Origin of the sequence: Kitasatospora phosalacinea (assembly GCF_030268885.1) — a bacterium.
Classification (GTDB): Bacteria; Actinomycetota; Actinomycetes; order Streptomycetales; family Streptomycetaceae; genus Kitasatospora; species Kitasatospora phosalacinea_C.
Genome location: NZ_BSSA01000001.1, coordinates 745016 through 760112, shown reverse-complemented (window position 1 = coordinate 760112; position 15097 = coordinate 745016). Strand labels below are relative to the sequence as shown.

General features: G+C 73.5%; 9 protein-coding genes. 4 read left to right on the top strand and 5 right to left on the bottom strand.

Annotated elements, in window-relative coordinates; translation table 11 throughout:
• The first annotated feature begins 72 nt into the window (after nucleotides 1-72).
• A complete protein-coding gene (locus tag QSK52_RS03315; RefSeq protein ID WP_285733450.1) occupies nucleotides 73-1365 on the top strand; it encodes a cytochrome P450 in 1293 nt (430 codons plus the stop codon).
• 184 nt (nucleotides 1366-1549) lie between these two features.
• Here QSK52_RS03315 and QSK52_RS03310 read toward each other — a convergent pair whose 3' ends face one another.
• The 5 genes from QSK52_RS03310 to QSK52_RS03290 are packed head-to-tail and all read right to left on the bottom strand — an operon-like array spanning nucleotide 1550 to nucleotide 11475.
• On the bottom strand, nucleotides 1550-2119 hold the full coding sequence (locus QSK52_RS03310; protein ID WP_352230259.1) for a flavin reductase family protein: 570 nt from the start codon (nucleotides 2117-2119) through the stop codon (nucleotides 1550-1552).
• Between the two features lie 5 nt (nucleotides 2120-2124).
• Entirely contained in the window at nucleotides 2125-2601 is a 477-nt protein-coding gene (locus QSK52_RS03305) for an acyl-CoA thioesterase (protein ID WP_285733247.1), read from the bottom strand.
• Nucleotides 2598-8480 (bottom strand): type I polyketide synthase, encoded by a 5883-nt coding sequence (locus QSK52_RS03300; protein ID WP_285733245.1) that lies wholly within the window; start codon nucleotides 8478-8480, stop codon nucleotides 2598-2600. Before QSK52_RS03300 ends, QSK52_RS03305 begins: the two co-directional genes overlap by 4 nt.
• Nucleotides 8477-9493: an enediyne biosynthesis protein gene (locus QSK52_RS03295; protein WP_285733243.1), complete on the bottom strand. Its 1017-nt coding sequence runs from the start codon at nucleotides 9491-9493 to the stop codon at nucleotides 8477-8479. The genes QSK52_RS03300 and QSK52_RS03295 overlap by 4 nt, the downstream gene beginning before the upstream one ends.
• Nucleotides 9490-11475 carry an ASPIC/UnbV domain-containing protein gene (locus QSK52_RS03290; protein WP_285733242.1) on the bottom strand — a complete coding sequence of 662 codons (1986 nt, stop codon included), beginning with the start codon at nucleotides 11473-11475 and terminating at the stop codon, nucleotides 9490-9492. The genes QSK52_RS03295 and QSK52_RS03290 overlap by 4 nt, the downstream gene beginning before the upstream one ends.
• 280 nt (nucleotides 11476-11755) lie before the next feature.
• Between QSK52_RS03290 and QSK52_RS03285 the strand changes: the two genes are divergently transcribed.
• The 3 genes from QSK52_RS03285 to QSK52_RS03275 all read left to right on the top strand — a co-directional run bounded on the left by QSK52_RS03285 (nucleotide 11756) and on the right by QSK52_RS03275 (nucleotide 15068).
• Nucleotides 11756-13303: a GMC family oxidoreductase gene (locus QSK52_RS03285; RefSeq protein WP_285733240.1), complete on the top strand. Its 1548-nt coding sequence runs from the start codon at nucleotides 11756-11758 to the stop codon at nucleotides 13301-13303.
• A 254-nt stretch (nucleotides 13304-13557) separates the two neighbouring features.
• On the top strand, nucleotides 13558-14193 hold the full coding sequence (locus tag QSK52_RS03280) for a carboxymuconolactone decarboxylase family protein (RefSeq protein WP_285733238.1): 636 nt from the start codon (nucleotides 13558-13560) through the stop codon (nucleotides 14191-14193).
• Nucleotides 14190-15068 (top strand): SDR family NAD(P)-dependent oxidoreductase, encoded by an 879-nt coding sequence (locus tag QSK52_RS03275; RefSeq protein WP_285733236.1) that lies wholly within the window; start codon nucleotides 14190-14192, stop codon nucleotides 15066-15068. The genes QSK52_RS03280 and QSK52_RS03275 overlap by 4 nt, the downstream gene beginning before the upstream one ends.
• The last annotated feature ends 29 nt before the right edge of the window (nucleotides 15069-15097 follow it).

Here is a 15097-nt window from a genome sequence, read left to right as displayed (position 1 = left end):
ACCGGACCGACCGGACCGACCCGGCGGCCCCCCGGGCCGTCCCGCGCGGCCACCCCGTTGCTCCTGGCCCGGATGGCCTCCGACCGGCTGTCCGTGATGACCGGGGCGGCCGCCGCGTACGGCGACGCGGTGCGCCTGCCGCTCGGCCCGAAGACCCTGTACTTCTTCAACCACCCCGACCACGTCCGCCGGGTGCTCACCGACAACCACGCCAACTACCACAAGGGCATCGGCCTGGTGCACGCCCGGCGCGCCCTCGGCGACGGGCTGCTGACCAGCGAGGGCGAGCTGTGGCGCGCCCAACGCAAGGTCATCCAGCCGGTGTTCCAGGCCCGCCGGATCAACCGGCAGGCCGGGGCGATCGCCGAGGAGGCGCTCCTGCTCGCCGAGCGGCTGCGCCGCACGGCGGGCACCGGCCCGGTGGACGTCCGGGAGGAGATGACCTCGCTCACCCTGGGCGTGCTCGGCCGCTCCCTGCTCGACGCCGACCTCGGCGCCTACGAGTCCATCGGCGAGGCGTTCGAGGTCGTCCAGGACCAGGCCATCTTCGAGATGATGAGCCTCGGTTCGGTGCCCTCCTGGGTGCCGCTGCCGCTCCAGCTCAGGTTCCGCCGGGCCCGCGCCGAGCTGGACCGGATCGTCGGCGAGCTCGCCGACGGGCGGGAGCGCCGACCGGAGTCCGACGGCACCCGCGACGACGTGCTCTCCCGACTCGTGGACGCCACCGCGGACGAGCGCGACCCGGTGGCGCGGCGGACCCGGATGCGCGACGAGCTGGTCACCCTGCTGCTGGCCGGCCACGACACCACCGCGAGCACCCTCAGCTGGACCCTGTACCTGCTCGACCGGCACCCGGAGGTCGGCGACCGGGTCCGCGCCGAGGTGGACGAGGTGCTCGGCGACCGGCTGCCGACCTTCGAGGACGTGCACCGGCTCACCTACACCTCGATGGTCCTGCAGGAGGTGATGCGGCTGTACCCGGCGGTGTGGCTGCTGCCCCGCAAGGCGCTCGCCGCGGACGAGGTCGGCGGCTTCCGGGTGCCCGCCGGGGCCGACGTCGTGCTCTGCCCGTACACCCTGCACCGGCACCCGGAGTTCTGGGATCAGCCCGACCGCTTCGACCCCGAGCGCTTCGCCAAGGGCCGGGCCGCGGGCCGCCACCGCTACGCCTACCTGCCGTTCGGTGCCGGGCCGCGGGTCTGCGTGGGCAGTGGCCTGGGGATGCTGGAGGCCACCGTGGTGCTCGCCGTCCTGCTCCGTCGGCTGCGGCTGTCCGTCGCACCGGGCCACCGGGTGCGGGCCGAGCCGATGCTGACCCTCCGGGTGAAGGGCGGCCTGCCGATGACGGTCCGCCCGCGCGACTGACCCACCCCGGTGGGAGGGCCCGGACCGCCGTCGGCGGTCCGGGCCCTCCTGCGTTCCCGCCCCCGCCCTCGCGGCGGGGCCGCCGGGCCTCCTCCCCGCGCACCCGCGCAGGGCGCGCGGGCACGCCGGACGCCCGGCCGGGGTCTCTCCCGGCCGGGCGTCGGAGCGGTGCGGACGGCCGCCGTCAGCCGGCGAGCCTGGCGAAGGCGCCGCCGTGGTAGAGCAGCGGGTCCTCGCGGGCGGAGCGGCCCGCCCCCAGCACGGTGCCGACGAAGATGGTGTGGTCACCCCCCTCGTGGACGTCGGCGAGCCGGCACTCCAGCCAGGCCTGGACGTGGTCCAGCACCGGCGCCCCGGTGTGGCGGCCGCGGGTGTGGCCGATCCCCTCGAACTCCCTCGCCCCGCGCGGACGCCGGTGGTCGGCGAAGTGCCGCGCCACCCACTCCTGGTCACGGGCGAGCACGGAGACCGCGAACGCCCCCTCGGCCAGCACGGCCGCGTGGACCGCCGCCGACTTCACCACGCACACCAGCACCTGGGCCGGTTCCAGCGAGACGGACGTGAAGGAGTTGGCCGTCATGCCGCACGGCGTCTCGCGGCCGGCGGTCAGGACGGTCACCCCGGTGGCGAAGCGCCCCAGCACCCCGCGCAGCGCCCGGGGATCGCGGACGTCGGACTCGGGCGCCTCCGCCGGGAGCGGGGGCAGGTCGAGCGCGCCGGGCAGCGGTGCGGAGGCGGACGGGAAGGAGGACATCGCGATCACCTCACGGTGGTGGTGCCGGTCAGGGAGGGCGCCGCCGTGCGGACGGCGTAGGGCTCCAGGGCGAGCCGCAGCGGCTCGGGCACCCTGGTCGGACGGGTGTCGGTGTTGGGGCCGCGCATGCAGGCGACCCGCTGCTGCCCGCGCGCGACCAGGTGCTCGGTGCCGTCCGGGGCGATCCGGACGTAGTCGAAGGTGAAGGCGACCTGGGTCTGGGTGAGGTCCGCGAGCCGCATCCGGATGGACAGCTCGTCGAAGGCGGTGATCTCCGCGAAGAACTCGCAGTCCACCTTGAGGGTGAACAGCTTGAGGTCGGCGCGGACGTCCGCGAGCACCTCGGGGGCCTTCTCCAGGAGGAACATCTCCCGGCAGCGCCCCTGCCAGCGCAGGTAGTTGACGTAGTAGACGTTGCCGACCAGGTTGGTCTCCTCGAAACCCACCAGGTGGCGGTACTCGTAGTAGTCCGGCGCGCTCACCGGTCCCCTCCTGCCAGGACGGTGAAGACCACCGGGTCGGCGACACCGTCCAGGGCCGTCACGAAGCTCACGATCCGGTGCGCGCCGCCGCGGAACGCCACCCAGCCGGCCGGGAGCCCGGGGGCGTCCTCCAGGCTGAGCGCGGCCACCGCGTGGCCCGCCTTGCGCAGCGTCTCCACCGCGCCCCACACCCTGGTCGCGGCCGTGCCGTGCGGCTCGCCGCGCTCGGCGGCCAGCAGTTCGGCCAGCGCCCCGCCGTCCGGGCCGAGCAGGCCCGCCCAGGTCTCGGCGGTCCGCTCGACGGCCGTCTCGACGTCGCAGCCGACGGCCCGGTCGGTGACCACCGTGAAGGTGACGCCCGCCGCGTGCGAGGAGGAGATCCGCTGCCCGCCGGTCAGTTCGGGCCGTCCGTCGGGGCGGTGGTGCACCTCGGTGGTGCGGCCGAGCGCCCAGCTCGCCGCCTCGGCGGTGCGTCGGCGCCGGTCGGCGACCGAGCCGCCGGAGCCCTCGCCGCCGGGCAGCACCACGCACCGCACCGGGTGGCCGAGCGCCGCCTCGACGCGCCGTTCCAGGAACGGGCCGAGCAGGGCGGGCAGCCAGGGCCCGGAGCCGTCCTGCTTGCGCACCGCCCGCAGCAGCAGGCCCTTCCAGCGCTCGACCAGCAGGCCCTGCGCGTCGCGGACATCGAGGTCGTAGAGGTAGCTGTCGCCGTCCCTGGAGCGCTCGCGGGCGTCCAGGAACAGTCGGCGGCCGGTGCGCACGGCGTCGGCCCCGGTGTCGGCCAGGTGCAGCCGCTCGACGCTGACCGGCAGCAGGGTCGCGTCGGGGACGCACGCCTGGATGGAGTGCATCATCGCGTCGCGGGTGCCCGGGTCGGCCAGCAGCAGCTCGCCGGAGTGGTAGCCGGCGAACCAGTCGGCGCGCGGGGTGTCGTCGATCTCGGCGAGGCAGTGCCGGGCCGCGAGGTCGCGGTAGCCGAGCAGCCGCTGGAAGCGGTCGCCCTGGAACAGGACCGGCCCGTACATCTCACCGGGGGTCAGCGGCAGCCGCGGCACCTCTTCGGTGACGGGTGCCGGCCCGTCCTCGGGGCGGGCCCCGCCGAAGCGGAGCACGGCCCGGAAGTGGTCGGCCCGGAAGCCGGTCTCGCCGCTGCGCACCACCGCCTCGACGGTGTCGGGCCCGGTGGCGAGGACGGCGACCCGCAGGGTGGTGGAGCCGTTCACCGGGACGACGACGGGCCGCAGGAACCGCATGTCCTCCAGCACCGGGACGCCCTGGTGGCCGGTCAGGGCGGTGGCGGCCTGGGTCATCGCCTCCATGCCGAGGACCGCGGGGAAGAGCAGGTCGCCGTCCAGCAGGTGGTCGGGCAGGTAGCGGTCGCCGCCGCCGGTGAGCTCGGCGTCCACGACCAGTTCGACGCCGGGGTAGTGCACCTGGGGGCGTTCCAGGAAGCGCAGCAGCGGCAGTTCGCCGCGCTCCAGGGTGATCGTCGGCAGGCCGCCCGCCCGGCCCATCACCACCAGCGCCGGGGCGGTGCCGGGGGTGGAGAGCAGGCGGCCGAGCAGGGCGACGCCGTCGTCGGCCGGGATCGGCTCGATGCCCTCGCGGACCAGCGCCTCCAGCACGCCGAGCCGCTCCCCCATGCCCGCGCCCGACCAGACCGACCACTCCAGGGCCAGGCAGCGGCAGTCCGGGTAGTCCTGCTGGAAGCGCACGGTCAGTTCGGTGAGCCAGTCGTTGGCGGTGGCGTAGTCGGCCTCGCCGCGCAGCCCGGCCCGGCCGATGATGCTGCCGAAGGTGACGAACAGGCGCAGCGCGGCCGGGTCGACGGCGGCGAGGACGGCCTCCACCCCGTCGATCTTGGTGGCGAGGGTGCGGCGGAAGGACGCCTCGTCGAGGGTGGCGAGCGACTGCGGTTCGTTGCGGCCCGCGCCGTGCAGCAGGCCGGTGACGGGGCCGAGCTCCCGGGTGATCTCGGCGACGGCGGCCTTGACCTGGTCGGCGGAGGTGACGTCGGCCCGGGCGTAGTGCACCCGGACCCCGGCGGCCGCCATCCGGGCCAGGTTGTCGGCGAGTTCGGTGTCCCGGGCGGGGTCGGAGCGGCCCATCAGGCCGATGGCGGCGCCGTTCGCCCCGGCGAGGGCGATGGCGCACTCGGCGGTGATGCCCTTGCCACCGCCGGTGACCAGCAGGACGTCCTGCTCGCCGAGCGCCTGGTGGGCGGGGTCGGGCCGGAGGTCGACGGCGCGCAGGACCGGCACCCGGCGGGTGCCGTCGGCGTCGTAGTGGACCTCGCTGAACGCGGTGGTGGCGGCGGTGTCGGCGGCGATCCGCCCGGCGATCCGCTCGGCCCGTTCGGGCGTCAGGTCGTCGTCGAGGGGCAGGGTGACGACGGTGACGGGGATGTCGGGGGCCTCCAGGTGGAGGGTCTTGGCGAGGCCGGCCGCGCCGCGGCGGTCGCCGACCGCGAGCAGCCGGGTGCCGGCGGCGCGCCGGGCCGGGTCGAGCGCGGCCCGGGCGGCGTCCAGCATCAGGCCGAGGTGGCGCTGGTCGCAGTCGCGGGGCAGGGCGAGCAGGACGCCGCCGCCGGGGCCGGTGGCGGTGAGCTGTTCGACCAGCGGTCCGGCCAGCGGGTGCCGGTCGGTGGCGAAGACCTCCCAGTGGCCGCCCGGTCCGGCCGCGGGGGCGGGCGGGGCGCTCTCGGTCAGGTCGACCAGGAACGGCCGCACCCAGGGCGCGACGCCGGGCGCGGCGGCCGGCTGGCGGTCGGCGTCCGACGACTGTTCGGCCAGCTCTTCGAGCAGTTCCGCGAGTTGGCCGAGCGTGGAGGTGGCGAAGGCGGTGGTGACCATCGGGGCGGTGATGCCGAGTTCCTGGGCGGCCTGGTTCATGATCTGGCCGACCGTGATCGAGCTGAGGTGGAGCTCGTCCAGCGGGTTGGCGGACGGGTCGACGGTCTCCACCGGCAGTTCGGCCCGCTCGGCGGCCAGCCGGATCAGCACCTCCAGGCTGGAGGCGCCCTCGCGGGCGGGGGCGGCGTCGGCGTGCTCGGCCGGGTCGGCGGTCCGGGGGGCCGCGGCCCGCTCGGCCTGCGCCAGCACGAACTCCTCGTCGCCGGACTCGCACGGGCTGGCGAAGAACCTGAACTCCTTGTCGAGCGGCAGCGGCCGGGTGAAGCGGTCCGCGAACAGCTGCTCGTGCCGGACGGGCGCGCCCATCGTCCAGGCGGCGGCGACGGTGCCGAGCAGTCCGGCCAGCGACAGCGCGTCGGCCTCGGTGGCGACCACGGGCACGGCGGGGAGGACGTCGGCGGCCAGCGACTTGAGGATCTGGCCGGGGCCGACCTCGATCAGCAGGTCCACCTCCGGGGCCATCGCCTGCAACGCCTCGGTGAAGCGCACCGGCTGGACGACCTGGCGGGTCAGCAGGTCGACCACGTCGGTGTCGGCGGGCAGCAGGCCGCCGGTGACGGTGGAGACCAGACCCGCGCCGACCGGGCCGAACGACTCCCGGGCCAGGTGGTCGGCGAGGCCGGCGGCGGCCGGGGCGACGTCCGGGGAGTGGAAGGCGTGCGAGACCTGGACCCGGCCGACCCCGACGCCCTGCTTCGCGGCCAGCGCGCAGACCCGTTCGACCGCGGCGGCCGGGCCGGAGACGACGGTCTGTCCGGGGCTGTTGTAGCCGGCGATCACCACGGGCTCGCCGACGATCAGCGCCTCGGCGAGCGCGGGGCCGGTGGCGAGGGCGGCCATGGTGCCGCCGCCGTCGCTGGCGGAGGCCATGATCCGGCCGCGGGCGGCGGCCGCGCGCAGCAGGGTGTCCTCGTCCATGGCGCCCGCCCAGTGCAGGGCGGTGAGTTCGCCGAGGCTGTGGCCGGTGGCCCGGACGGCCTGGATGCCCAGCAGGTCGAGCACCCGCAGGCCCGCCACCGAGGCGGCGACGATGCGGGGCTGGGCGACGTCGGTGGCGACCTGGTCGCCGTCGACGGGCAGGTCCAGGTGGTCGTACAGCTCCTCGACGGCGGAGAAGCGGCGGCGCAGCGCCCCGCCGTCGCCGCGGCGGCCGGCGCCCTGGCCGGGGAAAAGGAAGCCGATCCGGGGGGTGCGTCCGGCGCTGCCGAGGTAGAGGCCCTGGGCGGGGCTGAGGACCGAGCGGGCGCCGGAGTCGAGCAGCTGGACCAGTCCGGCGAACCGTTCCACGGCCTGTTCGGGCGAGGCGGCCAGCACGGCCGCGCGCAGCGGCCGGTCGGCCAGGTCGCGCTCCAGGGTGGCGGCCAGGTCGGCGAGTTCGGCGTAGGAGAGCTGCGCGCAGAACGCGCCCAGCCGGGTCGCCTTGGCGCGCAGTTCGGCCGGGTCGGCGCCGTCCAGCAGGAACAGTTCGGTGTCCTGGCGGGAGGCGACCAGGCGGCGGGCCGTGACGGGCACGGCGGTGCGCAGGACGCCGTCGGCGTGCTCGACGACGACGTGCGCGTTGATGCCGCCGAAGCCCATGGAGGAGATGCCGGCCCGGATCGGGGCGCCCTGGGGCCACAGTTCGGCCCGGTCGGGGACGCGCATCGCCGGTGCGGGGCCGGTGAGTTCGGCGTGCGGGTCGACGTGGCTGGTGGCGGGCGGGATGACCTGGTGGCGGACCGCCAGGATCGCTTTGAGCAGTCCGGCGACGCCGGCCGCGGCCTTGGTGTGGCCGAAGTTGCCCTTGACGGTGCTGAGCGCGGCGGGCGCGTCCGCACCGGCGGCCCGGCGGGCCTCGGAGAAGGCGCGCAGTTCGGTGGCGTCGCCGACCGCGGTGCCGGTGCCGTGGCCCTCGAAGTAGCCGACCGTCTCGATGCCGAAGCCCGCCGCGCGGTAGGCGCGTGCCAGGGCCAGCCGGTGGCCGCTGGCCTCGGGGCGGGTGATGCCGCCCTTGCCGTCGGAGGAGTAGCCCCAGCCGGGGATGGTGGCGTAGCGGAACCGGCCCTGGGCGCGGGCGTCCTCGTCGCGCATCAGGACGACCATGCCGCAGCCCTCGCCGGGCCAGAAGCCGTTGGAGCCCTTGTCGTAGACCCGCATCTCGCCGGTGGCCAGCGCGCCGGTCTTGGCGAAGCCGATGACCTCGAACGGGTCGATGCTCAGGTCGACGCCGCCGGCCACCGCGACGTCCATCCGGCCGTCGACGAGCGCGTCGCAGGCGGTGGAGACGGACAGCAGGGAGGAGGAGCAGGCGCCGTCGACGGTGAAGCCGCCGCCCTTGAAGTCGAAGTGGTTGCAGATCCGGCCGGCGATGGTGTTGGCCAGGCCGCCGGCCAGGGTGTCCTCGCCGATCGGCGGGAAGGCGCTCTTGTAGCGGACCTCCAGGCCGTCCAGGAAGGCCGCCAGCGCGGTGTCGTCCCAGCCCTGCTCGCGCAGCGCGGCGCCGACGGTGCGGCGCACGTAGGGCCAGCGCAGGCGCATCAGGTTGGCCCGGCTGAACTCGCCGGTGAGGGTGTTGCCGATGACGACGCCGGTGTTGGCGTCCTCCAGGCCCTCGCCGAACGGGAAGCCGGCGTCCTCCAGGGCGCGGGCGGCGGTGTCCAGGGCGAGCCAGTGGGTCATGTCGGTGGCGCGGAAGGTGCTGCCCGCGACGCGGTGGCGGACCCGGTCGAACTCGAAGCCCTCGATGACGGCGGCCTTGGCGCTGTAGAAGCGGTCGGGCGCGGCGGGGTCGGGCGAGTAGTAGTCCTCGGCGCGCATCCGCACGTCGGGCAGTCGGCGGAAGGCGCGGCGGCCCGCCAGCACGTTCTGCCACAACTGTTCGGGGCTGTCGGCGTCGGGGTAGCGGCAGGCCATGCCGACCACCGCGATCCGTCCGCGACCGGTCGGTCCGTCGCCCTCCCCGACCGCTCGGAGCTCTCTGTCCGTCACGCCGCCACCGCCTCGTTGCCCATGGGCCGCTCGGGTGCGGCCGACTGATCGGACGGGGCGCCGAGGGCGCCGTCCGCCTGCTTGCGCTTGTTGCGGAAGTGGGCCACCCACCAGCCGGCGCCGCGCAGGCCACAGACGAGGGTGGTGGCGAAGAACAGGGTGTAGACGACGTTGAAGAGCATCAGCACGCCGTAGACCATGGCCACCGAGGAGCCGAACATGAACTGGTTGCGGGGCTTGGCCGGGGTGGTGCCCGGGTCGGTGATCATGTAGTTGGTGTAGAGCACGAAGGCGACGCCGCTCATCGGGCCGAGCGCGGAGAAGATCGCCACGTCCCAGATCCAGTGGCGCAGCAGCGCCTGGATGACGAAGCCGCCGAGCCAGCCGACGATCAGCGGGACGCGCTTGGTCAGCATGGCGTTGATGACGGTGCCCGCGGTGGTGATGATCAGCGGGATGCCGATCCGGAAGAAGGTGTTGGCGTTCTCGGTGAACTCGTACGGCGGGGCGATGCTGACCCAGGAGCCGAACAGCACCAGCGCCATGGTGATGCCGAAGTTCGACGGGTTCATGAAGTGCCGCATCCGGCCGTACACGGGGGCCTGCAGGACGTGCTTGGCGGCGACGCCGATGAACACGGCGAGCAGGATCGGCATCAGCCGGTCGTTCGCGTAGAGCAGCATGTTCGCCGCGAGGGCGGTGATGTGCGAGGGCAGCAGGAACTCGTACAGGCCGCGCAGGCCGTTGCCGCGGAAGCGCGGGGCGCGCTCCTGGGCCCAGGCGCTGATCATCTCCAGCACGATCTCGACGGTGTAGCCGAACGGGGCGCAGATCAGTGGCCAGAGCCAGGGCTGTTCGAAGCCCAGCAGGGTGTAGCCGAAGATGTTGAAGACGGACATCGAGATGGCGAAGTTGCGCAGGGCCAGGTAGCGGGGGTCGCGGTTGGGCTGCTTCTTCGCGGGGCGGGGGCGGACGGCGTGGGCGGTGACGCCGGCGATGTCGGTCGCGGTCATCGGGCCGCCACCTCCTGGATGTCGTCGGTCAGCATGAGGGTGTGGCTCCCTGCGGTCAGGTGCTCGGTCTCGGTGTGGAGGCCGCCCGAGGTGTCGCGCCAGGTGATCTCGGCGGTGACGGGGCCGCTCTGGGCGCCGAGGCCGAAGCGGACGTCGAAGCTGCGGAAGCCGCCGTGGCCGCCGCCGCCGTCGAGCTGGCCGATCTGCTTCCTGCCGTCGGGGGTGGTGACGGTGACGACGGCCGCGTAGGCGGGGGTGCCGGTGGTGGCCAGGCCCCGGTCGGCGGCGGCGCCGTCGGTGGCGGGCCGGTACAGGTGCAGCGTCAGGTGGTGGCCGAGGGCCGGGGACTGGTTGGCGTAGAAGGCGGGCGGGCCCCACTGACGGGCGATGGCGAAGTCCAGGGCGCCGCTGCCGGTGGTGTCGGCGGTGGCGATGCCGCGGGTCGGGATCGGCACGTCGAGGCCGAGCTGCTTGCTGATGTTGGCGAACTTGCCGCCGGCGGTGCGGGCGTAGAAGGCCATCACCTCGTCGCCGGCCAGGTCGTCGCCGGGGCCGACGTTCGGCCAGATCTTGGGGTTGGAGAGCAGGTCGTCATTGGTCATGGCCATCTCCTGCAGCCACGGCCAGCGGTCGATGTCGCCCTTGACGAAGCCGTCGGCCTGCAGGATGTTCTGCTGGCCGTTGTTGAGGAAGTCGCCCATCTTGGCGTCCCAGCCCCAGCCGGTCCAGGCGACGCCGTTGTCGGCCGACTCCTGGGTGAACGGGGCGACGTGGTCGGTGAGTTGGCGTTTCATGTCGGCCTGGTCCTTCGCCCGGTTGATCCAGAGGAAGTTGCTCTCCTCCAGGCCCCAGGCGACGGTGATGTTGCTGACCATCATGTCGAAGCTGCCGTTGTCGTCGACGTCGCCGAAGTCGACGCCCATGCCCTTGAAGGAGCCCTTGCCGAGGACGAAGGACTTCGGGGTGGTGGGGGTGCGCTCGCCGGTGGCCTCCTCGAACCGGATCCGGCCCGGGGTGGAGACGTTGTGCAGCAGGTGGGCGTGGCCGAAGTCGTTGGCGATGTAGATCTCGGGCAGGCCGTCGCCGCTCAGGTCGGCACCGGCGACGGCGAGCGTCCAGCCGGTGGAGGCGTCGAAGGCGATGGCGTCCTTCTCCTCGATGAAGCGGGCGTCCGGTTCGGCGCCGGCGGTCGAGGAGTGGAAGCGCAGCACGTGGTCGCCGCCGGCGTTCTTCGCGCTGGACAGCGAGTCGTTCATCTGGACGTTGCGGATGCCGCGGGGGTCCAGGACGTCGGAGTCGGGGAAGTAGTTGCCGATGATGATCGACGGGTGGCCGCTGCCGTCCAGGTCGCCGACGTACGCGGCGTCGGTGTTCCAGCGCGGGCCGTGGTAGCGGCCGTCGAGGCTCTCCGAGGGGACGACCTCGCGCGGCACGTACGCCTCGGCGGCGGGTGCGGCGGCGTCGGACCGGGCCATGAACAGGACCGGGGTGCGGCCCCAGTAGGTGACCAGGAAGTCGTTGCGGCCGTCGCCGTTGAAGTCGCCGGGGGTGCATCCGGTGGGCGCCATGGTGTCGTCCATCGGGAGCGGCTTGCCGTCGAGGACGAACGGGGTGAACCGGTCGGCCTCGCGGGCGGTCGGGGTCCAGGTGACCACGACGGAGTCGGTGCGGGTGTCGACGATGCACATGCCGTCGGCGAGGCCGTGGCCGGTGACGTCGTTGATGGCGATGCTGGCGCCGACCGAGGAGATCCAGGCGCGGATCTTCTCGTAGGCCGGGTTCACCTTGCGGATCGTGTTCATCTGGCGCGACTCGTAACCCGGCGGCATCGCGATCGGCAGTTCCCTGAACTTGTAGGCCGCCGCCGCATCGTCACCGCCCGCGACCGCCACCGAGGAACGGATCACGAAGAACATCGAGGCGGCCACCAGAACGGTGACCAGCCCGGGTGCGAGTCTGCGGAATCGTCGTCGGTACGACATCCCAATTCCCTCCCGTGGGCGACGGTAAATTGACGGTCCGGGGCCGTCGCGAGCGAATTCGGCGACTATCCTCCGCCGGACCTGACACTCGAGGATGTCCCGCGCCGACAAAGCGTGCTTCTCTGACGTTGCCGGGGTTCCGCCGCCATACCCGGGTCGGCCGGTCGGGATTTCCGGGGGCGCCCGGGTGGGCAGTTTCGGAGAAGACCGGGCGCGGAGCGACTGAGAAACTCTGGGTGAGATCGGCCTCTTCGAATCCCCGTCTGGCGAGGTTTAATCCATGGTGCACACGTATGACGTGATAGTCGTCGGGTCCGGCTCGGCCGGCGCTGCCCTCGCGGCCCGGCTGAGCGAGGACCCGGGCCGTTCCGTGCTCCTCCTCGAGGCCGGTCCGGACTTCCCCGACCCGGCCGACATCCCCAAGGACGTCATCGACGGCAACGCGATGTCGATGAGCGCGCACGACTGGCGCTTCCGCGCCGAGATCCTGGACGGCCGGCGCATCATCTTCCCGCGCGGGAAGATCACCGGCGGCTCGTCCGCGGTGGGCGCGACGATCGCGCTGCGCGGCGTCCCGGAGAACTTCGAGCGCTGGGCGGCCGCGGGCAACCCGGCCTGGACGTACGAGCAGGTGCTGCCGTACTACCGGCGGCTGGAGGACGACCTGGACTTCTCCGACCGGTACCACGGCAGCGGCGGGCCGGTGCCGATCCGCCGCTTCCGGCCGCAGGAGATGACGCCGATGCAGGTCGCCTTCACCGAGGCGAGCCTGGCGGCCGGCTTCCCCGAGGTCGCCGACCACAACCACCCCGAGGCGACCGGCATCGGCCCGATCCCGTCCAACCGCCGCGACCCGCGCTACCGGGTCTCCACCGCGATGGCGTACCTGACCGACGACGTGCGGGGACGCCCCAACCTGACGGTGCTCGGCGGCGTCCTGGTGCACGAGGTGCTGTTCGACGGCGACCGCGCGGTGGGCGTCCTGGCGGCGGCGGCCGGGCGGGTGCCGGAGGAGCTCCGGGCACACAAGGTGGTGCTGTCCGCCGGCGCGGTCAACTCCCCGGCGCTGCTGATGCGTTCGGGGATCGGCCCGGCCGAGGACCTGACCCGCCTGGGCATCACGGTCCGGCTCGACCGGCCCGGCGTGGGCGCCCACCTGCAGGACCACCCGCGCACGGGCGTCTTCCTGCGGCCCAAGGACGGCACGGTCGCCACCGACGTGCCGTTCCTGCAGTCGATGGTGCGGACCACCTCCAAGGGCTCCGCGGACTTCAACGACATGCAGTACTACATGGTCAACCACTTCGACCTGACGCTCTTCCCGGAGCTGCAGATGCTGGCCCAGGCACCGATGATCTTCGGCGTGATGGTGGTGGACCAGCAACCGGAGTCGGTGGGCCGGCTGCGGCTGGCCTCCACCGACCCGGCGGCCGGGCCCGACATACAGCTGGACTTCCTCTCCACCGACCGCGACCTGGAGAAGATGGTGGAGGGCGTGCGCACCTGCTGGGAGCTGGCCAACCACCCCGGCATCGCCTCGATGGGCGACGGGTTCATCGTGCTGAGCGACCGGCTGGTCGAGAAGGACGCGATGATCGAGCAGTACGTCAGGACCAGTCTGGACAGCGGGTACCACCCGGTCGGCACGGCCCGGATGGGCACCGCCGAGGACGACGGCGCGGTGGTCGACCAGCGGCTGCGGGTGCACGGCACGCAGGGCCTGTACGTGGCCGACGCCTCGGTCATGCCGCACATCGTCAACTGCAACACCAACCTCACCTCGATCATGATCGGCGAGCGACTGGCGGACTGGCTCCGCGCCGAGTGACCCCGCCCGCACGACGACGGCCGCCCCGGTGCCCCGCGCACCGGGGCGGCCGTCGTCGTGCGGGCGGCGCCCCGGGCGGGGCCGCGGTGGACCGGCCCGCCCAGGGCAACCTGGGAGACGGAGGTGCGGTCCCATTCCTGCCACCATGGGAAAAACCGCGCGGCCGCCGCCGAAAAGGAATTCCGCGCACTGCCCCGTGAATTCCGGGGAATTCCGCGGGCCGGCCGCACCGCCGAAAGGGAGGGCGATCACCCATGACCGATCCGAACGTGCTGAGCACGGTCCGCGTCCCGCTGGTCGAGGAGGACGCGGCCGAGGGCCGCACGAAGGAGCTCTACGACGCGATCAAGTCGCGGATGGGCATCCCCTTCGTCCCGGACATGTTCCGGCTCGTCTCCACCCGCCCCGACCTGCTGGAGGTGGTGATCGCCGGCTACGGCGGGGTCTTCAACGACGGGGTGCTGCCGCGCGCGACCCGCGAGATGATCTCCGCCTGGAGTTCCAAGGTCAACGGCTGCCCGTACTGCGTCGGCACCCACAACTGGTTCCTGGCCCAGTTCGGCGGCTCGCAGGAGCTGGTCGACGCGATCGCGGACTCCCCCTCGGTGGAGGAGCTCCCGGTCGACGAGCGCACCAAGGTCCTGATGCGCCTGGTCACCAAGGTCGGCACCGGCGCCTTCCGGATCACCGACGAGGACTGGGACGCCACCGAGGCCGCGGGCTGGACCAACGGGGAGGTGCTGGAGGCGGTCTTCACCGCCGCCCTGTTCGCCTTCATCAACCGCCTGGTGGACGGCCTGGGCCTGGGCAACTCGGTGACCCGCAGCCGGATCGCCTCGCAGTCCGAGGACGCGACCGTCTCCGCGGAGCGCCTGGCGGAGGGCAGGTGAGCAGGCCCTCGCGCGCGGTCCTGCTGACCGGCGCCTCCTCCAGCACCGGCATGTCCTCCGGCACCGGCCGGGCCGCCGCCCTGCGGCTGCACCGGGCCGGCCTGCCGGTCTACGCCACCGCCCGGCGCCCGGAGGCGCTGGCCGACCTGGCCGCCGAGGGCATCCGGGTCCTGCAGCTGGACGTCAACGACGAGGAGTCGATGACCGCCGCGGTGGAGAAGATCGGCGCCGAGCACGGCGCCGTCGGCACCCTGATCAACAACGCGGCGTACAGCCTCAACGGCACCATCGGGGAGACCCCCGTCGACGAGGTGCGCCGGCAGTTCGAGACCAACCTCTTCGGGCTGTGCCGGCTGACCCAGCTGGTGCTGCCCGGGATGCGGGCCCAGGGCGGCGGGCGGGTGGTCATGATGTCGTCCATCTTCGGCCAGTTCGCCACCCCCGGCCGCGGCTACTACCAGGCCACCAAGCACGCCCTGGAGGCCGTCAGCGACTCGCTGCGCCTGGAGGTGGCCCGGGACGGCATCAAGGTGGTGCTGATCGAGCCGTCCCCGGTGCTCGGCGGGTTCGTGCCGACCTCGGTCGCCGACCTCGGCATGTCCGGGCAGGAGCGCAACGGCCTGTACGACGATTTCTGGCAGTACTTCGTCGACTGGCACGGCGCCTACCGGGAGACCGAGAACCCCAGCGGCCGCGGCCGGATGGCGGTGCGCGCGGAGACCGTGGCGAAGGTGATCGAGAAGGCCGTCACCAGCGACCGCCCGCGCATCCGCTACCGGATCGGGGTGCCGTCCCGGCTGCTGCCGCGGATGCGCTGGACCATCGGCGACGCGATGTTCGAACGCTTCGTCCGGGCGTTCTTCCCCGTCCCCTAGGGCGGGTCCGCACGGCCCCGCCCCGGGCC

Bases quoted from the DNA above. Each gene is read 5' to 3' on its own strand.
- QSK52_RS03295 (WP_285733243.1), bottom strand. From the start codon at position 9,493: ATGACCGCGACCGACATCGCCGGCGTCACCGCCCACGCCGTCCGCCCC.
- QSK52_RS03315 (WP_285733450.1), top strand. From the start codon at position 73: ATGGCCTCCGACCGGCTGTCCGTGATGACCGGGGCGGCCGCCGCGTAC.
- QSK52_RS03285 (WP_285733240.1), top strand. From the start codon at position 11,756: ATGGTGCACACGTATGACGTGATAGTCGTCGGGTCCGGCTCGGCCGGC.
- QSK52_RS03310 (WP_352230259.1), bottom strand. From the start codon at position 2,119: ATGTCCTCCTTCCCGTCCGCCTCCGCACCGCTGCCCGGCGCGCTCGAC.
- QSK52_RS03280 (WP_285733238.1), top strand. From the start codon at position 13,558: ATGACCGATCCGAACGTGCTGAGCACGGTCCGCGTCCCGCTGGTCGAG.
- QSK52_RS03290 (WP_285733242.1), bottom strand. From the start codon at position 11,475: ATGTCGTACCGACGACGATTCCGCAGACTCGCACCCGGGCTGGTCACC.